The sequence below is a fragment of the Thiobacillus thiophilus genome, assembly GCF_055378705.1.
Genome location: NZ_AP042404.1, coordinates 2,678,177 through 2,695,690 on the forward strand (window position 1 = coordinate 2,678,177; position 17,514 = coordinate 2,695,690).

25 protein-coding genes are annotated in these 17,514 nt (G+C 61.5%); 13 read left to right on the forward strand and 12 right to left on the reverse strand.

Features of this window, described 5'->3' with window-relative positions; translation table 11 throughout:
• Nucleotides 1-57: 57 nt before the first annotated feature.
• The 4 genes from ACZ41T_RS13375 to ACZ41T_RS13390 form a co-directional block, all read right to left on the reverse strand.
• A complete protein-coding gene (locus ACZ41T_RS13375) occupies nucleotides 58-321 on the reverse strand; it encodes a type II toxin-antitoxin system TacA family antitoxin (protein ID WP_464921872.1) in 264 nt (87 codons plus the stop codon).
• A gap of 238 nt (nucleotides 322-559) precedes the next feature.
• Nucleotides 560-1,486: a 4-hydroxy-3-methylbut-2-enyl diphosphate reductase gene (ispH, locus tag ACZ41T_RS13380; RefSeq protein WP_464921873.1), complete on the reverse strand. Its 927-nt coding sequence runs from the start codon at nucleotides 1,484-1,486 to the stop codon at nucleotides 560-562.
• Nucleotides 1,487-1,495: 9 nt separating this feature from the next.
• The gene (locus ACZ41T_RS13385) at nucleotides 1,496-1,750 is read right to left on the reverse strand and encodes a type II toxin-antitoxin system RelE/ParE family toxin (RefSeq protein ID WP_464921874.1); all 255 of its coding nucleotides are present in this window, start codon (nucleotides 1,748-1,750) and stop codon (nucleotides 1,496-1,498) included.
• Nucleotides 1,751-2,193: 443 nt separating this feature from the next.
• A complete protein-coding gene (locus ACZ41T_RS13390) occupies nucleotides 2,194-2,475 on the reverse strand; it encodes a DUF3579 domain-containing protein (RefSeq protein WP_464921875.1) in 282 nt (93 codons plus the stop codon).
• A gap of 323 nt (nucleotides 2,476-2,798) precedes the next feature.
• On the opposite strand from ACZ41T_RS13390, the gene ACZ41T_RS13395 reads away from it, so the two are divergent.
• The 9 genes from ACZ41T_RS13395 (at nucleotide 2,799) to ACZ41T_RS13435 (ending at nucleotide 8,843) form a co-directional block, all read left to right on the forward strand.
• Nucleotides 2,799-3,980 (forward strand): acetylornithine transaminase, encoded by a 1,182-nt coding sequence (locus tag ACZ41T_RS13395; RefSeq protein ID WP_464921876.1) that lies wholly within the window; start codon nucleotides 2,799-2,801, stop codon nucleotides 3,978-3,980.
• Entirely contained in the window at nucleotides 3,980-4,897 is a 918-nt protein-coding gene (gene argF / locus ACZ41T_RS13400; RefSeq protein ID WP_464921877.1) for an ornithine carbamoyltransferase, read from the forward strand. Before ACZ41T_RS13395 ends, argF begins: the two co-directional genes overlap by 1 nt.
• Nucleotides 4,894-5,133 carry a DUF2283 domain-containing protein gene (locus tag ACZ41T_RS13405; RefSeq protein ID WP_464921878.1) on the forward strand — a complete coding sequence of 80 codons (240 nt, stop codon included), beginning with the start codon at nucleotides 4,894-4,896 and terminating at the stop codon, nucleotides 5,131-5,133. The genes argF and ACZ41T_RS13405 overlap by 4 nt, the downstream gene beginning before the upstream one ends.
• Nucleotides 5,134-5,144: 11 nt before the next feature.
• Nucleotides 5,145-6,374 (forward strand): argininosuccinate synthase, encoded by a 1,230-nt coding sequence (locus tag ACZ41T_RS13410; RefSeq protein ID WP_464921879.1) that lies wholly within the window; start codon nucleotides 5,145-5,147, stop codon nucleotides 6,372-6,374.
• Nucleotides 6,375-6,376: 2 nt separating this feature from the next.
• A complete protein-coding gene (gene ppnP, locus ACZ41T_RS13415; protein WP_464921880.1) occupies nucleotides 6,377-6,691 on the forward strand; it encodes a pyrimidine/purine nucleoside phosphorylase in 315 nt (104 codons plus the stop codon).
• 3 nt (nucleotides 6,692-6,694) lie between these two features.
• Nucleotides 6,695-7,300, forward strand: coding sequence for a hypothetical protein (locus tag ACZ41T_RS13420; protein WP_464921881.1), 606 nt, complete (start codon nucleotides 6,695-6,697; stop codon nucleotides 7,298-7,300).
• On the forward strand, nucleotides 7,287-7,772 hold the full coding sequence (locus ACZ41T_RS13425) for a YajQ family cyclic di-GMP-binding protein (protein WP_464921882.1): 486 nt from the start codon (nucleotides 7,287-7,289) through the stop codon (nucleotides 7,770-7,772). The genes ACZ41T_RS13420 and ACZ41T_RS13425 overlap by 14 nt, the downstream gene beginning before the upstream one ends.
• 18 nt (nucleotides 7,773-7,790) lie before the next feature.
• Nucleotides 7,791-8,336 (forward strand): DJ-1 family glyoxalase III, encoded by a 546-nt coding sequence (locus tag ACZ41T_RS13430; protein ID WP_464921883.1) that lies wholly within the window; start codon nucleotides 7,791-7,793, stop codon nucleotides 8,334-8,336.
• 72 nt (nucleotides 8,337-8,408) lie between these two features.
• The gene (locus tag ACZ41T_RS13435; protein WP_464921884.1) at nucleotides 8,409-8,843 is read left to right on the forward strand and encodes a CBS domain-containing protein; all 435 of its coding nucleotides are present in this window, start codon (nucleotides 8,409-8,411) and stop codon (nucleotides 8,841-8,843) included.
• Between the two features lie 311 nt (nucleotides 8,844-9,154).
• Here ACZ41T_RS13435 and rsgA read toward each other — a convergent pair whose 3' ends face one another.
• The 4 genes from rsgA to ACZ41T_RS13455 form a co-directional block, all read right to left on the reverse strand.
• On the reverse strand, nucleotides 9,155-9,880 hold the full coding sequence (rsgA, locus tag ACZ41T_RS13440; RefSeq protein ID WP_464923982.1) for a ribosome small subunit-dependent GTPase A: 726 nt from the start codon (nucleotides 9,878-9,880) through the stop codon (nucleotides 9,155-9,157).
• A gap of 149 nt (nucleotides 9,881-10,029) precedes the next feature.
• Nucleotides 10,030-10,395 carry a CZB domain-containing protein gene (locus tag ACZ41T_RS13445; protein ID WP_464921885.1) on the reverse strand — a complete coding sequence of 122 codons (366 nt, stop codon included), beginning with the start codon at nucleotides 10,393-10,395 and terminating at the stop codon, nucleotides 10,030-10,032.
• Between the two features lie 86 nt (nucleotides 10,396-10,481).
• Nucleotides 10,482-10,823, reverse strand: coding sequence for a 4a-hydroxytetrahydrobiopterin dehydratase (locus ACZ41T_RS13450; RefSeq protein ID WP_464921886.1), 342 nt, complete (start codon nucleotides 10,821-10,823; stop codon nucleotides 10,482-10,484).
• A gap of 9 nt (nucleotides 10,824-10,832) precedes the next feature.
• Nucleotides 10,833-11,135 carry a c-type cytochrome gene (locus tag ACZ41T_RS13455; RefSeq protein ID WP_464921887.1) on the reverse strand — a complete coding sequence of 101 codons (303 nt, stop codon included), beginning with the start codon at nucleotides 11,133-11,135 and terminating at the stop codon, nucleotides 10,833-10,835.
• 112 nt (nucleotides 11,136-11,247) lie between these two features.
• Here ACZ41T_RS13455 and orn point away from each other — a divergent pair, with 112 nt between their 5' ends.
• The gene (gene orn / locus ACZ41T_RS13460; RefSeq protein WP_464921888.1) at nucleotides 11,248-11,796 is read left to right on the forward strand and encodes an oligoribonuclease; all 549 of its coding nucleotides are present in this window, start codon (nucleotides 11,248-11,250) and stop codon (nucleotides 11,794-11,796) included.
• A 43-nt stretch (nucleotides 11,797-11,839) separates the two neighbouring features.
• On the opposite strand, the gene ACZ41T_RS13465 is transcribed toward orn, so the two are convergent.
• The 4 genes from ACZ41T_RS13465 to ACZ41T_RS13480 all read right to left on the reverse strand — a co-directional run bounded on the left by ACZ41T_RS13465 (nucleotide 11,840) and on the right by ACZ41T_RS13480 (nucleotide 15,091).
• Complete coding sequence (locus ACZ41T_RS13465; RefSeq protein ID WP_464921889.1) at nucleotides 11,840-12,349, reverse strand: PEGA domain-containing protein; 510 nt, start codon at nucleotides 12,347-12,349, stop codon at nucleotides 11,840-11,842.
• 142 nt (nucleotides 12,350-12,491) lie between these two features.
• Nucleotides 12,492-13,781, reverse strand: a complete 1,290-nt coding sequence (locus ACZ41T_RS13470; RefSeq protein WP_464921890.1) for a porin — start codon at nucleotides 13,779-13,781, stop codon at nucleotides 12,492-12,494.
• A gap of 182 nt (nucleotides 13,782-13,963) precedes the next feature.
• Entirely contained in the window at nucleotides 13,964-14,371 is a 408-nt protein-coding gene (locus ACZ41T_RS13475; protein WP_464921891.1) for a DsrE family protein, read from the reverse strand.
• A 231-nt stretch (nucleotides 14,372-14,602) separates the two neighbouring features.
• On the reverse strand, nucleotides 14,603-15,091 hold the full coding sequence (locus ACZ41T_RS13480) for a DsrE family protein (RefSeq protein ID WP_464921892.1): 489 nt from the start codon (nucleotides 15,089-15,091) through the stop codon (nucleotides 14,603-14,605).
• Nucleotides 15,092-15,166: 75 nt separating this feature from the next.
• On the opposite strand from ACZ41T_RS13480, the gene ACZ41T_RS13485 reads away from it, so the two are divergent.
• From ACZ41T_RS13485 to ACZ41T_RS13495, 3 genes are read left to right on the forward strand one after another with little or no spacing between them, the layout of a single operon-like run.
• Nucleotides 15,167-15,721 carry an RNA polymerase sigma factor gene (locus ACZ41T_RS13485; protein WP_464921893.1) on the forward strand — a complete coding sequence of 185 codons (555 nt, stop codon included), beginning with the start codon at nucleotides 15,167-15,169 and terminating at the stop codon, nucleotides 15,719-15,721.
• Complete coding sequence (locus tag ACZ41T_RS13490) at nucleotides 15,718-16,449, forward strand: twin-arginine translocation signal domain-containing protein (RefSeq protein ID WP_464921894.1); 732 nt, start codon at nucleotides 15,718-15,720, stop codon at nucleotides 16,447-16,449. The genes ACZ41T_RS13485 and ACZ41T_RS13490 overlap by 4 nt, the downstream gene beginning before the upstream one ends.
• Nucleotides 16,436-17,503 (forward strand): DUF255 domain-containing protein, encoded by a 1,068-nt coding sequence (locus ACZ41T_RS13495; RefSeq protein WP_464921895.1) that lies wholly within the window; start codon nucleotides 16,436-16,438, stop codon nucleotides 17,501-17,503. Before ACZ41T_RS13490 ends, ACZ41T_RS13495 begins: the two co-directional genes overlap by 14 nt.
• The last annotated feature ends 11 nt before the right edge of the window (nucleotides 17,504-17,514 follow it).

The window sequence follows — 17,514 nt, forward strand, 5'->3', positions numbered from 1 at the left end:
AGTCAAACGCCGTTACATCGTGTTCGGAGCGTAGCAAGGTGGGTGCATCCAATCTCGTCACTTTTCCCATAGCGGCCGGCGTGCAAGCAAACGATCCAGGGCGGGGTTGGCTTCGACCGGCGCATCCAGCATGGCGGTGAATCGCATAAAGGCTTCATCATCCAGTGCAAAAAAGGTGCGATCCAGTACGATGGCCTGAGCTTTTTCGCAGGCGGCTTCAAGCATGAAATCGGAACGGTTCTTGCCGAGTGTGCTGGCTGCCCGGTCGATCAGGTCTCGCTGCTCGGAGCGGGCCCGCAGGTTGATGGAGATGTCGCGCATGGTGTTGTCCCTACAATGAATACACGTCGATCACTTTATTGCGGGTGTGTATGCGTTGTCAATACATTTTCCGCGCTTCGTCAAAGTGTCAAAGGGGATGCTACCCTTGACCGAATCTGACCGCACGCGTTGCCTTGCGGCTCTGCTGGGTTTATTCAAGAGGGCAAGCTGGCAGCGGGTCAAAGGGGAGGGTCAAAAGGGACGCTACCCTTGACGGGTCGAACCGGCCCCCTTCCTTTCACACTAAACCTTTTGGCAGCGGAAATCCGACCCTCTCCTGCACCCCATCCAGATCGGTCACTGAGCCGATGCCCAACTGATCCAGCCGATCAATAACTGCGCGCACCAGAATTTCCGGCGCTGATGCGCCGGCGGTCACACCGACCCGTTTCTTTCCCGATACCCATTGCGGGTCGATTTCACTGGCATTGTCGACCATATAGGCAGGCACGCCCAGATTCTCCGCAACCTCCCGCAGCCGGTTGGAGTTCGAACTGGTCGGCGACCCCACTACAATCACCACGTCGCACTGCGGCGCCAGCGCCTTGACGGCGTCCTGGCGGTTTTGCGTGGCGTAGCAGATGTCGTCTTTTTTCGGGCCGGTGATGTTGGGGAAGCGCGCGCGCAGGGCGTCGACCACGCGCGCGGCGTCGTCGACGGACAGCGTGGTCTGGGTGACGTAGGCGAGCTTGTCGGGGTCGGTCACCCGCAGGCTGGCGACGTCTTCCGGCGTTTCGACCAGGTACATGCCGCCGCTCGACTGGCCCAGGGTGCCCTCGACTTCGGGGTGGCCCTTGTGGCCGATCATCACGATTTCGAATCCCTTGTTGCGCATTTTGCTGACTTCGATATGCACCTTGGTGACGAGTGGGCAGGTGGCGTCGAATACGTTTAGCCCGCGCGTCTCGGCTTCAGCGCGCACCGCCTGCGACACGCCGTGGGCGCTGAAGATGACTGTGGCGCCGGTGGGCACCTCGTCGAGTACCTCGACGAAGATCGCGCCCTTGGCCTTGAGGTCGTTGACGACGTAGGTGTTGTGGACGACTTCGTGCCGCACGTAGATCGGCGCGCCGAATTTTGCAAGCGCCGACTCGACGATGGCGATGGCGCGGTCGACGCCGGCACAGAAGCCGCGGGGGTTGGCGAGAAGAATGATGGGTGTCATGGGGTAGGCTTAAAAAGAAACTTCTTTCTGGTGCCGCAATGCCAGCATGGTGACGAGTTCGCCGTCATGGCGGTACAGCACGACGCAGCCGTTGTCGCCAAAGCCGATCGGCAATTCATGATACGTGTATTCAGGGTCGTCCACGTCGATTTCTTCGACTGGGCGGCCTATCTGTGGATGCTGCCCGAGTACTTTAACAGCCTTGGTGATGACGGCGGCCCGCTTTGCCGCCGCTGGATTTTTGGGGAGCAGGAATTCGCGCAATTTCTCCAGGTCGCGCAGCGCGATTTCGGGTGTCTTCGTCGATTTTGATCGCTACGGGGCGAATGGATGTCGCATTCATGGCGCACTCCAGTGGGTATGTATAAGTATCTCCTTAGGGAAGCACTGATTAATTCGATATGGCCGTCATTGCGACCGCGAGCGAAGCGCGGCAGGAAGCAATCCAGCGTATCGATTAAGCGGGCATTTCTGGATTGCCCTAAAGGACTCCGATCCACTATGGGCTGAAGCCCATGTGGAATCGTATGCCACGTCGCTGCGCGCCTCGCAATGACAAATCAAGGCTCTTTCACCGTTATTTGTTGGTGTCGGCCAGCCCCGGAGCGGCTTGCGGGATGCCGCAGGGTAGGGGTTTCATCAGAGGGGCAAGACATAACGTCAACAGCCAACAATGACATAGCTTTATTTATTGCCGTTTCGGCGGCTCAGTCGGCGTTTTCGGTCTGCAATTCGTTGCTCTCGGCAAAGGTCTGCAAAAAGCGGTAGGCAATCGGGTCGGAATTCCTGAGCTTTTTGTCCACCACCACGCAGGGGATGCCGTCCAGCGTGGTGGGCTGCACATAAGGTGAATAATTGGTGCGATGGTTGGGATCGATCACCGCAAATGCACCCGCCAGCCGCTCGGTCCAGTCGCTCGGCCGAAACCGGGCGCCCCGGGTGGTGATGCCGCGAATGATGAAGAGAGCGTTGGCGGATGCGTCATCCATGAGTGGGGGGCTGCTGAAGGGGTTGGCGGATTTTAGCACGCAGCCCGGGACGGAAATGTTGCAGTGCCGTTGTGCCGCGCGCTGCTGTTCTTCCGCCGGTCGGCCGTGGCGACCCGGCTCGCCGGCGCCGTGTCGTCTTTCTGGCATCGCGTACCCATACTATTGCTGTCGATCTCCATGCTGTACTTCATGGGCGCGGGTGTGCACGGCTTGTGTAGCCCAAAAAACGCGAGCGTAGTAATATCCCGGAACGGATACGGCGGCTTAGGCCGCCGTATTGCTTTAGTGAATGATTTTATCTTTGCAGGGTAGACCTTAGCGCCATGTCCGAACACTTGATGAATACCTATGCCCGCCAGCCCGTCGCCTTTGTGCGCGGCGAAGGCGCCTATCTGTGGGACGAAGCCGGCAAGCGCTATCTCGATGCGGTCGCCGGCGTGGCGGTGAACGGGCTGGGCCATGCCCACCCCAAACTGGTGAAGGCGATTGCCGACCAGGCCGCGACCCTGATCCATACGTCCAACCTGTACCGCGTGCCGCGGCAGGAGGCGCTGGCCGACCGCCTGTGCGAACTGGCCGGCATGGACCGCGCTTTCTTCTGTAATTCGGGCTGCGAGGCCAACGAGGCTGCGATCAAGCTGGCACGCCTGTACGGCCACGGTAAAGGCATCGAGGTGCCGACCGTCATCGTGATGGAAAAGGCCTTCCACGGTCGCACCATGGCGACGCTGACCGCAACCGGCAACCGCAAGATCCAGGCTGGTTTCGAGCCGCTGCTGACGGGCTTTGCACGGGTGCCGTTCAACGATCTGGAGGCGATTCGCCACGTCGCCGAGCACAACAAGAGCGTGGTTGCCGTGCTGGCCGAGGTGGTGCAGGGCGAAGGCGGCATCAACCTGATGGCGCCCGACTATCTGGCTGAATTGCGTGCGATTTGCGACGCCCACGGCTGGCTGCTGATGCTGGACGAAGTGCAGACCGGCATCGGCCGCACCGGTACCTGGTTCGGCTTTCAGCATTCGGGCGTGATGCCCGACGTGATCGCGCTGGCCAAGGGCCTCGGCTCGGGCATGCCGATCGGCGCCTGCCTCGCGCGCGGCGCGGCGGCGGACGTTTTCAAGCCGGGCAACCACGGCTCGACTTTCGGTGGCAACCCGCTGGCGTGTGCGGCGGCGCTGGCGACGCTCGACGCCATCGAGGATGAAAAGCTGCTCGACAATGCGCGCGTGCGCGGCGAGGCGATCCGCAGCGGCCTGCGGCAGGCGCTGGACGGCGTACGTGGCGTGGTCGACATTCGCGGCGAGGGCCTGATGATCGGTATCGAGCTCGATCGGCCGTGTGCCGGGCTGGTGGCGGTGGCGCGCGACGCCGGCGTGCTGATCAACGTTACTGCCGACACCGTCATCCGTCTGGTGCCACCGCTAATTTACGGTGCAGCCGAAGTCGATGCGCTGGTCGCTGCGCTCTCCGGCATCGTCAGGAACTACCTGCAGCAGGCGGCGTGATGTTGAGGCATTTCCTGCAATTCAAGGATCTGTCGCGCGATGAGCTGCTGTATCTGTTCGAGCGTACGCGGGTGATCAAGGCCCGCTTCAAGCAATATCAGCCGTATCACCCGCTGGCCGACCGTACGCTGGCGATGATTTTCGAGAAAAGCTCGACCCGCACCCGGCTCTCGTTCGAGGCGGGCATGCACCAGCTCGGCGGTACGGCGATCTACCTCAACACGCGCGACACCCAGTTGGGACGAGGCGAGCCGGTGGAGGACGCGGGCGAGGTCATCTCGCGCATGGTCGACATCGTGATGATCCGCACCTTCGAGCAGGAGATCATCGAACGTTTCGCCGCGCACTCGCGCGTGCCGGTGATCAACGGCCTGACCAACGAGTACCATCCGTGCCAGATCCTCGCCGACATCTTTACCCTGATCGAGCATCGCGGCTCGATCCAGGGCAAGACCGTGGCGTGGATCGGCGACTCCAACAACATGTGCAACACCTGGCTGCAGGCGGCCGAAATACTCAACTTCAACGTGCACGTGTCGACCCCGCCCGGCTACGAAGTCGAACCGGAGCGCGCAGGCCTGTACGGCACCGACCATTTCGAGAGCTTTGCCGACCCGATGGACGCCTGCCGCGGCGCCGATCTGGTGACCACCGACGTGTGGACCAGCATGGGCTGGGAAGCGGAAAACGACGAGCGGATGAAGGCCTTTGCCGACTGGCAGGTGGACGCAGACATGATGCGGGTGGCGAAATCCGATGCCGTCTTCATGCACTGCCTGCCGGTGCACCGTGGCGAGGAAGTCACCGCCGAGGTGATCGACGGCCCGCAGTCGGTGGTGTGGGACGAAGCGGAGAACCGCCTGCACGTGCAGAAGGCGCTGATGGAATATCTGCTGCTGGGGAAAATCGAATCATGAACATCGCCTATTTCAAGGGCATGGATTCGCTCCATGTCGAAATCAGCCCCGAGAATCCCGCGCAGGCGTGGGAAGCGCACGAGGGCATCGTCCTCAACCTGTCCGAGGACGGCCGCGTGGTCGGCATCGAGATCCAGAGGGCCAGCCAGGCTGCCAATCTCGACATCCTGAAGATCGGCGACTTCCCCGGCCAGGTCGAAATCATCGACAAGAATACCTCCGGCTCTACCCACTGAACATTGAAACCATGAGCGACATCAAGAAAGTAGTACTCGCCTATTCCGGTGGCCTCGACACCTCGGTCATCCTGAAATGGCTGCAGGACACCTATCAGTGCGAGGTGGTGACCTTCACTGCCGACCTGGGACAGGGCGAGGAACTGGAGCCGGCGCGCGCCAAGGCGCTGCAGTTCGGCATCAAACCCGAGCAGATCTACATCGACGACTTGCGCGAGGAATTCGTGCGCGACTTCGTCTTCCCGATGTTCCGCGCCAACACCGTGTACGAGGGCGAATACCTGCTCGGCACCTCGATCGCACGCCCGCTGATCGCCAAGCGCCTGATCGAGATCGTCAACGAAACCGGCGCCGATGCCATCTGCCACGGCGCCACCGGCAAGGGCAACGACCAGGTGCGCTTCGAGCTTGGCGCCTACGCACTGAAACCCGACGTCAAGGTGATTGCACCGTGGCGCGAGTGGGATCTTTTGAGCCGCGAGAAACTGCTCGCCTACGCCGAGGCCCATGGCATTCCCGTGGAGATGAAGCACAAGGCCGGCGGCAGCCCGTATTCGATGGACGCCAACCTGCTGCACATCTCCTACGAAGGCCGCCACCTGGAAGACCCCAACGCCGAAGCCGAGGAGGACATGTGGCGCTGGACCGTGTCGCCCGAGAAGGCGCCCGATCAGGCCGAGTATATCGAGTTGACCTACGCCAAGGGCGACGTGGTGGCGATCGACGGCCAGGCCATGCGCGCGCACGAAGTGCTGGCAAAGCTGAACGAACTGGGCGGCAAGCACGGCGTCGGCCGCCTCGACCTGGTGGAAAACCGCTACGTCGGCATGAAGTCGCGCGGCTGCTACGAAACCCCCGGCGGCACCATTTTGCTGAAGGGCCACCGCGCGATCGAGTCGATTACGCTCGACCGCGAAGTCGCCCACCTGAAGGACGACCTGATGCCGCGCTACGCCAGCCTGATCTATAACGGCTACTGGTGGGCACCGGAACGTATGGCGCTGCAGACGCTGATCGACCACACCCAGGAACACGTCAACGGCAGCGTGCGACTCAAGCTCTACAAGGGCGGCGTCAGCGTCGTCGGCCGCGATTCGAAGACCGATTCGCTGTTCGACCCGACCATCGCAACATTTGAAGACGACGCCGGCGCCTACGACCAGAAAGACGCGGGCGGCTTCATCAAACTCAACGCGCTGCGCCTGCGCATCGCGGCCAAACAGAATGCACGGAGAAAATAAGCATGTCTCAGTTCGATAACGTTGCCGTTCTCAAGCAGGCCAATGTTTACTTCGACGGCAAGTGCGTGTCGCACGCCGTGCAGTTTGCCGACGGCAGTAAAAAGTCGGTTGGCGTGATCCTGCCGTCCACGCTCACCTTCAACACCGGCGCGCCGGAAATCATGGAGACCGTGGCGGGGTCGTGCCGGGTCAAACTGGCGGGCGAGAGCGAGTGGAAAGATTACGGCGCCGGACAGTCATTCAATGTGCCGGGAAACTCCAGCTTCGATATCGAAGTCTCCGGCGAGCCGTATCACTACGTCTGCCATTTCGCCTAGGCTATGACTACCGTCACCGTCGTCAAGAAGGACGGCCGCATCGCGATCGCGGCCGACACGCTGACGAAGTGGGGCGGCGGCAAGGAGTCCGCCCACTACGTGGCGAACCACGAGAAGATCATCCGCATCGGCGACAGCCATATCGCAGTCACCGGATCGGCCACCTTCAAGCTGATCCTGGCGGACTATTTTTTCTCGCTGGACGCACCGCCGCAACTCGATTCGGCGGCGGACATTTTCCGCGTCTGGAACACGATGCACGGCGCCCTCAAGGAGCACTACTATCTGCAGACTGGAGAGGACAAGGAAGAAGACCTCGAATCCTCCCGAATGGACGTGCTGATCGCCAACCCGCGCGGAATTTTCGGCGTGGCGGCGCATCGCACGGTGCAGGAGTTCTCGCGCTTTTATGCCTACGGCAGCGGCAGTTCGTATGCGTTGGGGGCAATGTATGCGGCCTGGCGCGCGCCCTCGCTCGACGCCGAGGCCCTGGCGCGGCTGGGGGTGATGGCGGCGGCCGAGTTCCACGACGAAACCGGGCTGCCGGTGCAGTCGTTTGCGATGGATATGAACCCGGATATTAAGGAGCAATCAAGTGCCAAGTTTTGATATCGTGTCCGAGGTGGACAAGCAGGAAGTGCGCAACGCGGTCGACCAGGTCAACAAGGAAGTGTCCACCCGTTTCGATTTCAAGGGTTCCGACGCACGCGTCGAGCAGGCCGATTACGTGCTGACGATCCATGCCGACACCGAATTCCAGCTCGACCAGGTCTACGACATTCTGGCGCAGAAGCTCGCCAAACGCGGCGTCGACGTGAAATGTCTGGAACTCGGCAGCGTCGAAAAAGTCTCGGGCAACAAGGTCAAGCGCAGCGTGACGGTGAAGACCGGCGTTGAAACCGAACTGGCGAAGAAGATCGTCAGGTGCATCAAGGACAGCAAGCTCAAGGTGCAGGCCAGCATCCAGGGCGACGCCGTACGCGTGTCGGGCGCCAAGCGCGACCTGCTGCAGGACACCATCGCGCTGGTGCGCAAATCCATCACCGATTTTCCGCTGCAGTACCAGAATTTCCGCGACTGAAAAAGACAGGAGGCGCGCATGGCCAAGGTTCTGGTTCCCCTGGCAGACGGCTGTGAAGAGCTCGAAGCCGTCACGATCATCGACCTGCTGCGCCGCGGCGGCATCGAGGTGGTGACGGCGGGCCTCAAGCCCGGCATCGTCCGGGCCAGCCGCGGCGTGCAGCTGGTGCCCGACGTCACGCTCGACGTGGCCTTGCAGAACGACTACGACATGGTGGTGCTGCCGGGCGGCATGCCGGGGGCAGCACATCTGAAGGACGATGCGCGCATCATCGAATTGCTGAAGAAAATGGCGGCAGCCGGCAAGTACACCGCGGCTATTTGCGCCGCGCCGATGGTGCTGGCCGAGGCCGGTGTGCTCGACGGCAAGCGGGCGACCAGCTACCCCGGCGCGCTTGATGGCCTGCCCGGCGTGACCGTTGTCGCCACGGCCGTGGTGCAGGATGGCAAGGTGCTGACCTCGCGCGGCCCCGGCACCGCGATGGACTTTGCGCTGGCGCTGGTCGAGACGCTGACCGGTGCCGAAAATCGCCACCGGGTCGAAGCTGAGCTGGTCAGACCATAGCCCGCCGCGCATCATCGTTCTATTATTAAGTTACTGCGCCCCCCCCCCTCAAGCCGACCTCCGGAGATCACCATGCTGATTCGCGAAATTCTCACCCTCAAAAGTGACACCATCTACAGCATTGAACCGACCGATTCGGTGGAAAGCGCCGTCGCCAAGCTGGTGAGCCTGGGCGTGGGTTCGCTGGTGGTGCTGAAGAACGGCGAGATGGTGGGATTGCTGACCGAGCGCGACGTGATGCAGAGCATGGTCAAGCAGGGCTGCGATCTGAAGAATGCGCAGGTCAGCACCCTTATGGTGACTGAGCCGGTGGTGGCCGGTGCCGACGATTCGGTCGACTATGCGCGCGACGTGATGACCAAGTCGCATATCAGCCACCTGCCGATTTTCGAAAAAGACAAGCTGCTCGGCATCATCTCCTTCCACGACGTGGCGCGCGCCTGCCTGAAGGAAGCCAAATTCGAAAACAGCCTGCTGAAGCGCTACATCAAGCACTGGCCGGAATAAGGCTTGAAAAAATCAAACCCAGAAGCACAGAGACACAGAGGAAAAGCCCGGAGCCTGTCGGGCTTGAGGAATCAAAGGGCGACCCTTGCGCTTTAATGGTTTTCTCTGTGCCTCTGTGGTGAAGAGGTTGCCGGGCTTCAATAAGCGAAGTGCATTGCGCCGTATTCGGGCTAGCGGAGCGCCGAACAATTCAATATAGCCGTCATTGCGAGCGCAGCGAAGCAATCCAGCGTATTGATCAAGCAGGCATTTCTGGATTGCCGCGTCGCTGCGCTCCTCGCAATGACAAATTAATCAGCGCTTCCTTAGGTTTATAGACGCTGGGCGGCGTTTTGCTGCAGGCGGCGCAGGGTCTGGAACAGCTTGAGCCGCGCCGGGGCGATCTCGCCCGCGGCGGCCGCTTCCTGCAGCCGGCAGCCCGGCTCGGTCTCGTGCTTGCAGTCGCGAAAACGGCATTGCCCCAGAAGAGGACGGAACTCGACGAAAGCGTGCACCAGGGCGTTGGCGTCCAGATGTTGCAGGGCGAATTCCTGCAGGCCGGGCGAATCGATCACCGCCGAGTCGGTATCCAGCCGGTGCAGGCGGGTGTGGGTGGTGGTGTGGCGCCCGCTGTCGAGTGCCTCGGAATACTCGGCAGTCACGACGTCGGCGCCCGGAAACAGTGCGTTGATGAGGGTCGATTTGCCCATTCCGGACTGTCCGATCAAGAGCGTGGTGTGGTCATGCAGGGCTGGATGCAACGGCGCCACGTCGGTCAGCGCCGACAGCATGACGAGCGGATAGCCGATGCCGGTGAGCAGATTCAGGCGTTCACGGGCGGCCGGGGTTTCCGGCAGGTCGGCCTTGTTGAGGATCAGCAGGCTGGCGATGCCCTGGTCTTCGGCGGCGAGGACGCAACGCTGCACCAGTTCCATCGAGAAACTCGGCCGCGCCGCCACCACTACGGCAAGCTGGGTGACGTTGGCGGCAATCGCCTTGGATTTGAATGCGTCGGAGCGATACAGCAGGCTGGCACGCGGCAGCACCGCCTCGATCACCCCGGCGTCGCCGTCGTGCCGGACCTCGACCCGGTCGCCGCACACCACGCGCAGGTGGCGTCCTTTCACCTGGCAGGGCAGTTCGCCGCCGGCGGTCTCGACGATGAAACGGCGGCTGAATGCGGCAATGACCCGGCCTTGCAGCGTGCTCAGAAGCGGGGAATTCCGTCGGTAGCCGCCTTGACCTGACGGGACAGGCCGAGAATGCGGTGTTTGAGCTTTTCTGACAGCCTGGAGTAATCTCCATTCAGCAAGGCTTCGGCTTCGGCCGTGCTGTCCGTCTGATGCAAGACGATTACCTGGGCGGCATTCTGATGGAATTGCGCATGCAGTTCGCGCACCTCTTCATACCCTGGCAGCGTTTCCATGGACTTGCCTTCGCCGTAAATCCATTTACCCAGTGGGCAGCGATCATCGAGCCCGATCACCTCCGGGTCGAGCTGTTCCTGGCTATCGCCTGCAAGGTAGGCGATCAGGCGTTGCTTCCACATGACGTGGGCGCTAATGATTTCCATCCAGTTCATGCAGAGTCACTCCAATTGAATCAAAGCGAGGACATAACATTAACGGATGAAGTGCAGGAATACTTGACCTCCCTCACTTACATGTCCAGCAGGCTGTCCACCTTGGCGGCGCAGATGAAATCGTTTTCCGACAGGCCGCCGATGGCGTGGGTCCAGTATTCGACGCGACAGGTGTTGTAGCCCACCAGCAGGTAGGGATGATGGTCCTCGCGGTGCGACACCCACATCACCGCGTTGGTAAAGGCTTGCGTCTGGTAGTGGTCCTTGAACTTGAATTCCTTGGCGATTTTTTTGCCATCGCGCTGCCAGCCCGACAGGCCTTTCAGCATCGGTGCAATCTGCGCATCGGTCAGCGGGGCGACACCGCCCTCGCAAGGCGCGCATTTCTTGCGGACGAGTTCTTCAACGATGGTGGTCATGGCGAACCCCTACTTGAACTTGTAGTACTGCTGATTGAGATAGGCGGCAACGTGTGCCTCGTCCTCCGGGAACCAGCCGGCGCCGGTGTTGGCATTGCAGCCGGAGATGCGGGCGGCGAGCTGCTGCGCGTTCTGGATCTTGCGGTCGGCGCGGGTGTAGATCTTGCTGCCGTCGCCGCCGAACATCCTGGCATGGCAGCTGATGCAGGCCTTGTCGTGCAGGATCTTGCCGGCCTTGGAATCGGCAACCGGTGCGGCGTGGGCGCCGCCAACCAGCAGCACGCTACAGAACAGGGCGGTCAGGGTTTTCATGATGGGATTCCTCTGGGTTATTACCAACATTATCGTCACTGGGTCGCAATTGCGCCAGCGCCGGATGCGTCGTGTGCGAAAATGACGGCCTGTTTTTCGAAGGAACGCTGATATGGCCCTGAACCCCACGCATCTGCTCTGGCTCGACATGGAAATGACCGGCTTGTCGCCGGAGACCGACTGCATCATCGAACTCGCCATCGTCGTCACCGATGCCGACCTCAATACCGTGGCCGAAGGTCCGGTGCTGGTGGTCCATCAACCCGACGCGGTGATGGATGCGATGGACAGCTGGAACAAGGGCACGCACGCCAAATCGGGGCTGATCGACCGCGTCAGGGCCTCGCAGCTGAACGAGGCCGACGCTGAGGCGCAGATGCTGGCGTTCGTGAAACAGCACGTGCCGGCCAGGACCTCACCGATGTGTGGCAACTCGATCTGTCAGGACCGCCGCTTTATGGCGCGCTGCATGCCGCAACTGGAAGCGTTCTTCCATTACCGCAACCTCGACGTCAGTACTCTGAAGGAGCTTGCCAAGCGCTGGCGGCCCGGACTTTCCGAAGCGTTCAAGAAGTCCAACAAGCATGAGGCGCTGGCCGACATCTACGAATCCATCGACGAAATGAAGTATTACCGCGAGCATTTCATCCGCAGCGCATAAGCACAACGGCCTGATGGCCGTTTGCTTTATGGGGGCAGCGCGGTCAGAGTTTCTCGATAATGCGGGCGCGTAGGCGCTTGTATTCATCCTCGCCGATCAGCCCTTTCTTGCGCAGCGCTTCAATGCGCTCCAGCCGTTCGATGGGTTGATCGCCGGTCGCCGTGCCGGCGGGCTGCACGGGTGAGGGGGCGGCGGCGGGCTGGTAATTCGGATCGCACCTCAGCTTGGCGTGGATGTCCTTCGACAAAATCGCGTCGTTGACTTCAGTCGACCAGGTCTCGCAACCGGGTCTCTTGATCGAGAGCTTGCCGACGTAGCGGTAGGAAAACCCCGCGAAGCCCGAGCGGAAGTGGTTGCCGGGCGCGATCGCCAGTGGGGTCGCGCCAAGTTCGGCGCCGTCCGCATAGGCGATGGCGCCGGCGGGTTCGGAGGTGATCCTGATACGCCCGCTCTGGGTTTCGCTGCTGCCGCCCGTGCCGGCACAGCCGGAGAGCAGGCTGGCGGCCGCCAGCAGTCCCGGCCACTTGATGCCGGGTGAATGAAATAAGCGCATTGCGTTCCCTTCATGGAAAAGTGTTGTGGCGTTGTCGCACACCGGTGGCTGAGCGACACGCCTGATCTGGTCTATTCGCAAAAAACCCACCAGTTTGACCTGGTGGGCATGAGGAGACCCATACGAAAAACTGATTTTCTGCTTAGAAAATCGCCGTCAGCTGCACGCCGACCTTGTCATCCACCCCTTTCAGGTTGTTGTTGACGGCTGTGCAGACAGCTCCTGCAACAGTGCATTCGAAGTCGCGGATCTCGTAGTTGAGAGTGACGCGGGTCTTGGGGTTGAAATGGTACTGCATGCCCAGGGTCCACTTGTCGAACTGGTGCTCGTTTATGCGGTCCTCAAGCCGGGTCATGGTGTCGAAGCGGGCATCGAGCTCGAACCTGGTTTTGGGGATATACCAGCCGCCCTCCACATACCAGCCACTGGCTTTGGCATCGGCGCCGTTACCGTGCGCTATTTGGGTGAAGTAGAAATTGGGCTTGTCCGGCCCGCTCCAGATCATGCCATCCGCCGTGATGTACTCGGCCGTCACGCGGAAGGGCTTCTTCATGTATTTGAAGCCTAGTCCAGCGCGATCCCGGTCGTGGGATTGGGCGTTGGCCGTTGTGTCGTTCGTCAGATCAATCAGGCGCTTCCCTTGCTGACCCCAGGCGAAGAACTTCAGCCCTTCGGCCTTGGGCCCCTTGCCACCGTACTTCTTCTCGGCCGAGAAGTAGAGATAGGTGTCGTATTCGCCATCGCTGTTGCTGAACTCGATGCCGTTGCCGTTGCCGATCATCGCGGCATAGGAGGCTTCCCAGTCGTTACCGATGTCGAACGCGTCGAACACCTGCACCCCCACATCGCGGAATGCGCCAACCGGACTGTCGAATCGGTTCAAGCCGGCGCCACCCTGAAGCTGGGCCTCGGTATAAGGGCCAACGTTGCCGGTGGTCGCGTTGCATGGGGGGATGGTATCGGTGCAGTCGGTGAAGCCCTTGTTCGGGAAGCGCTCCAGCAGCAGGCCGTTAGTCGCTTCGCTGAAGTTGATGTAGTCGAATACATGAATTGCCTGCAGGCCTTCTTCGGAGCCTGGGGTTTTGAACAGGCCGGCGCGAATGCGGGCACCGGGAATGTAATTCAGGGTGACACTGGCGTCGGACATTTTGGCAAAGGCGCCGCCACCATGAGTGATGCCGTTGTTGCCCATCTCGAGCAGCACGAAATAGTTGATCCGGCTGTCAAGCGGAAAGCCGGTGCCGCGAACGCCGATGCGAGCGCGATTGATGTTGAAACCGTCCTGAGCGTCGAGTTCAGGCCCAAGCAGTTTAGGGGGTACGTATTGTCCTAAGGCATTGGCATCGCTGAAGTCCTTCTCGTATTTGGCCTGGATAAATCCCCACACATTGGTGCGTGCAGCGGATGCTGGATCTTCGGTGCCCTGCAGCATCAGCCAGTTGGCGGCATGGGACGTACCTGCGGCGGCGAAAGCCAGGGTGCAGGCTGCACTGATCAGTGCGCGCTTGAATTGTTTGTTCTCTCCCAATTTATTGCTCCTCTATTATTTGGTTTCAAGTAAGTCCGGCAGGACTTGTGCCCCTGCAAAAAGACCGGTAATTCCCATTCCGGGTATCAGGGTTTGACGTAGATGTAGCCCTGCTTGACCAGTTCGCCGATGCGCACGATGCCGCTGGGCACCACGGTGGCAGCCGGATTCAGCTTCGGCTCTTCCCCGAGTAGCTTCGCCATGCCCTTGAGGGTGTTGCCGCATGCGGTGAATTTCACGCCGCTCTGGGATAGCGAATCAAGGCGCTGGGCGTTGACGTTCTCGGCAAACATCAGGCGCAGGCCGGGTCCATAGGCAACGATTTCGACTTCCACATCGCCCGGCGGGTAGGCTTCCAGCAGGTTTCGGGCATTGTTCAGGATGAGTTCCTGCTTGGACGGATCCATGTCGCTGATGTGAAGGACATATTTGTATTCAGCCAGGCTCTGATCTGCCGCCAGGGCGGAGGCCGAGACGAACAGAAGAGAAAACATGACGAGAAGGGCGGATCGAAAAAATTTAAGCACTGCTTGCCTCCGATAGATGAACAGGTACGGCCAGGGCTAAAGTGGCGGCCAAACAGCGCCTACCGTGTTTTTTGATTCATGTGGTCCCGTTTTTTCGGGCCAAAAAAGTTCCTGCCCCCCTCTCCGGAGGGGCATAAAGGAAGTGATTCAGGGGATGGAACCCACGCGCGCATTGATGCGCGCGCAGATCGGGGTCCTTTAGGGTTTCAGGTAGACGAAGCCTTCTTTTGCCTGCAGTTTGCCGATTTCGGCCACGCCCGACGGTACAACGGTTGCCTCTTCCACCACGTCGCTGGCGTCCAGCTTGCGTGACTTCAGGGTGTTGTTGCAGACGCGGAAGTCGACGCCTCTGCTTTTCAAAGTCTGCACCCCAATTTCATAGGGATTGCCGTTAGCATCTTCTGCTCCTTTCAGCAGGAAATCGATGCCCTTGCCGTGGGTCACCACGACGATCCTGGCATCCGGCGCAGCATTAAGGTGGTTGTTCACGTTGTTCAGGGCAACGCGGGCGTTGGCGGAATCGTTGACGTGGTACACCACCTTCTCTTCTGCGGCGCTGGCGGCCATGGGCGCGGTTGCCAGAAGCAGGGCGGCTAGGAACGGGGTGAAAATACGGGTCATGGTGGTCTCCTGATCGACGTTGGATAAACGGGCCTGATGAACAATAAGCCTATTGATAAGACGCATTGCATGGGACGCTTATTCCATTCCGGCAGGTGATTTTTTATGGAATAAATGAACCACTCGCCCCGTCTTACTCATATGACTCTGATCAGCCGCTTCCTGTTTGGCCCGTTTCGTTCCGGCATCGAGGCGCAGCGCCCGCTGCTCTACCGCATCGCCTATGCCTGGTGCCACGATCCGGCACTGGCCGACGACCTGGTGCAGGAGGCTCTATCGAAGGCCTGGGCGCGGCGTGCCCAGCTGCGCGACGAGGCGGCGCTGAAGGGCTGGATGGTGTCGATCATGAATCACTGCTGGCTCGATCACCTGCGCAGCTGGCGCGACTTCGACGATATCGACGACCTCTACGATGAACTCGAATCCGGGGTCGAAGCGCCTGACGCGTGCTGCAACCGCCGGGAGGTGATCGCGTGCGTACGGGCCGCGGTGGCGCGCCTGCCGCTGGGGCAGCGCCAGGTGCTGACGCTGGTCGATCTGGAAGAATTCGGCTATGCCGAAGTGGCCGGAATTCTGGATATTCCGGTGGGCACGGTGATGAGCCGGCTCTCGCGCGCGCGCGCGAGCCTGAAAGTTTTGCTGGATCCTGCGGCGCAGCAGCCTGCGGCCAGGACCTTGCTGAGGAGCGTGAAATGAATCCCGTCGTTTCGGATGAGACCCTGCATGCCTTTGTCGATGGCGAACTTGACGTGGCCGAGAGCGAAGCGCTCATCGCCCGCATACGCGACGACAAGGATCTGGCGCAGCGTGTCTGCGTGCTGCGCAGCCTGCAGAGCATGGTGCGGCTGGCGTATGCCGAGCCGCCGGTTGCCGCCGGCCGGCAACCGGGTGCGACGTCCCGGCGCCAGTTCATGCAGCGCTGCGCGTACGGCTGTCTCGTCCTGGTTGCGGGATTGAGCGGCGGTTGGGCCTTGCGTGGGCTGGAGCCGCAAGCGGTGGCCACCGTTCCGGCCGTCGTCGCCGGCGGCTTTCAGCCAGTCAGCCTGGCACGCGTGACCGACCCGAATCGGGTCATCCTGCATCTCGACAGTGCCGCGCCCGACAAGATGCAGTCGGTGCTGGATCAGGCCGAGCGGCTGCTTGATGAAGCGGAACAGCAGGGCCGGGCGATGCAGCTCGAAGTCATCGCCAACAGCCGTGGTATCGACCTGCTGCGCGCCGGGGTCAGCCCCCATGCGGCGCGCATGGCACGCATGAAGCAGCGCCATGCCAACCTGCACTGGGTGGCGTGCGGGCAGTCCATTGCCCGTTTCGCGAACGAGGGCGAAAAAATCGTCCTGCTGCCCGCCACCCAGACTGCGCCCACCGCCATCGGCGAAATCGTCACCCGGCTCCAGCAAGGCTGGACCTATGTCAGGGTTTGAGCGCAACACAGCATTCGCCACCCTGCTGTTGAGCCTGCTGCTGCCTGTTGCAGTTGCGGCCGCTCCGGTCAATCGGCTGGTCAACCACCCTTCGCCCTATCTGGCGCTGCATGGCAGCGATCCGGTGGCCTGGCAGGAATGGAATGCCGCCACCATCGCCCGCGCCAAGCGCAAAAACAAGCTGCTGTTCGTGTCGGTCGGCTACTTCGCCTGCCACTGGTGTCACGTCATGCAGCGCGAAAGCTACAAGAACGCGCAGATTGCCGCACTGCTCAACCGCGATTTCATCCCGGTCAAGGTCGACCGCGAACTCAACAGCGGGCTGGACGATGCCCTGCAGACTTTCTCGGCGCAGCTGAACGGCGTCGCCGGCTGGCCGCTTAACGCCTTTGTCACGCCCGAGGGTTTCCCGGCGTTTGTCGTGTTGTATGCGCCGCCGGATGATTTTCGCAAGTTGTTGAGCCATCTCGCCGAACGCTGGGCGGCAGACCCCGCCGGGATTCGCCGCCTGGCGCGGCAGGCGGCGCCCCCGCCCGTGCAGCCGCCCGACCGCGCGCCGCTGACGGCCGCTCGCACCGCCCGCGCCGCCGACGTGCTGGATGAGCCGCGTTACCGCGAGATTGCGCGCGGTACGCTCGGTTTCATGCAGGACGAATTACTCGACCCGGGCGGCGGCCTCTACAGCAGCACGTCGGCGGTTGACGCCGCCGGTCGGGAAGGTGCGGCCTATCTGTGGGAACCCGATGAACTGAAACGGCGCCTGCCGCCGGAGGCTTTTGCTGCGGCGCGGCGGGTGTGGCGACTCGATGCGCCGCGCAGCTTCGATCACGGCTATCTGCCTGCGGAATACCGCACGCCGACGGCCGACGAGCGCCGGCTGCTGGCCACCGCCGTGCGCATTCTGCGCCCCGTACGCCAGGCCCGCAGTTTGCCCAAGGACGACAAGCTGAACGCCAGCCTCAATGGCCTGGCGCTGTCGGCGTTCACAGTCGAGCCATTCAACTCGATCCGGCCTACCGTCTGCACGCCGACCGCCTGCAGCAATTCCTGCTGACGCGGCTGGCC

Excerpts from the sequence above, each read along its gene's own strand:
- ACZ41T_RS13375 (WP_464921872.1), bottom strand. The coding sequence starts at position 321 with ATGCGCGACATCTCCATCAACCTGCGGGCCCGCTCCGAGCAGCGAGAC.
- ispH (WP_464921873.1), bottom strand. The coding sequence starts at position 1,486 with ATGACACCCATCATTCTTCTCGCCAACCCCCGCGGCTTCTGTGCCGGC.
- ACZ41T_RS13390 (WP_464921875.1), bottom strand. The coding sequence starts at position 2,475 with ATGGATGACGCATCCGCCAACGCTCTCTTCATCATTCGCGGCATCACC.
- ACZ41T_RS13395 (WP_464921876.1), top strand. The coding sequence starts at position 2,799 with ATGTCCGAACACTTGATGAATACCTATGCCCGCCAGCCCGTCGCCTTT.
- argF (WP_464921877.1), top strand. The coding sequence starts at position 3,980 with ATGTTGAGGCATTTCCTGCAATTCAAGGATCTGTCGCGCGATGAGCTG.
- ACZ41T_RS13405 (WP_464921878.1), top strand. The coding sequence starts at position 4,894 with ATGAACATCGCCTATTTCAAGGGCATGGATTCGCTCCATGTCGAAATC.
- ACZ41T_RS13410 (WP_464921879.1), top strand. The coding sequence starts at position 5,145 with ATGAGCGACATCAAGAAAGTAGTACTCGCCTATTCCGGTGGCCTCGAC.
- ppnP (WP_464921880.1), top strand. The coding sequence starts at position 6,377 with ATGTCTCAGTTCGATAACGTTGCCGTTCTCAAGCAGGCCAATGTTTAC.
- ACZ41T_RS13420 (WP_464921881.1), top strand. The coding sequence starts at position 6,695 with ATGACTACCGTCACCGTCGTCAAGAAGGACGGCCGCATCGCGATCGCG.
- ACZ41T_RS13430 (WP_464921883.1), top strand. The coding sequence starts at position 7,791 with ATGGCCAAGGTTCTGGTTCCCCTGGCAGACGGCTGTGAAGAGCTCGAA.
- ACZ41T_RS13435 (WP_464921884.1), top strand. The coding sequence starts at position 8,409 with ATGCTGATTCGCGAAATTCTCACCCTCAAAAGTGACACCATCTACAGC.
- ACZ41T_RS13445 (WP_464921885.1), bottom strand. The coding sequence starts at position 10,395 with ATGGAAATCATTAGCGCCCACGTCATGTGGAAGCAACGCCTGATCGCC.
- ACZ41T_RS13450 (WP_464921886.1), bottom strand. The coding sequence starts at position 10,823 with ATGACCACCATCGTTGAAGAACTCGTCCGCAAGAAATGCGCGCCTTGC.
- ACZ41T_RS13455 (WP_464921887.1), bottom strand. The coding sequence starts at position 11,135 with ATGAAAACCCTGACCGCCCTGTTCTGTAGCGTGCTGCTGGTTGGCGGC.
- orn (WP_464921888.1), top strand. The coding sequence starts at position 11,248 with ATGGCCCTGAACCCCACGCATCTGCTCTGGCTCGACATGGAAATGACC.
- ACZ41T_RS13465 (WP_464921889.1), bottom strand. The coding sequence starts at position 12,349 with ATGCGCTTATTTCATTCACCCGGCATCAAGTGGCCGGGACTGCTGGCG.
- ACZ41T_RS13470 (WP_464921890.1), bottom strand. The coding sequence starts at position 13,781 with ATGCTGCAGGGCACCGAAGATCCAGCATCCGCTGCACGCACCAATGTG.
- ACZ41T_RS13475 (WP_464921891.1), bottom strand. The coding sequence starts at position 14,371 with ATGTTTTCTCTTCTGTTCGTCTCGGCCTCCGCCCTGGCGGCAGATCAG.
- ACZ41T_RS13480 (WP_464921892.1), bottom strand. The coding sequence starts at position 15,091 with ATGCGTCTTATCAATAGGCTTATTGTTCATCAGGCCCGTTTATCCAAC.
- ACZ41T_RS13485 (WP_464921893.1), top strand. The coding sequence starts at position 15,167 with ATGACTCTGATCAGCCGCTTCCTGTTTGGCCCGTTTCGTTCCGGCATC.
- ACZ41T_RS13490 (WP_464921894.1), top strand. The coding sequence starts at position 15,718 with ATGAATCCCGTCGTTTCGGATGAGACCCTGCATGCCTTTGTCGATGGC.
- ACZ41T_RS13495 (WP_464921895.1), top strand. The coding sequence starts at position 16,436 with ATGTCAGGGTTTGAGCGCAACACAGCATTCGCCACCCTGCTGTTGAGC.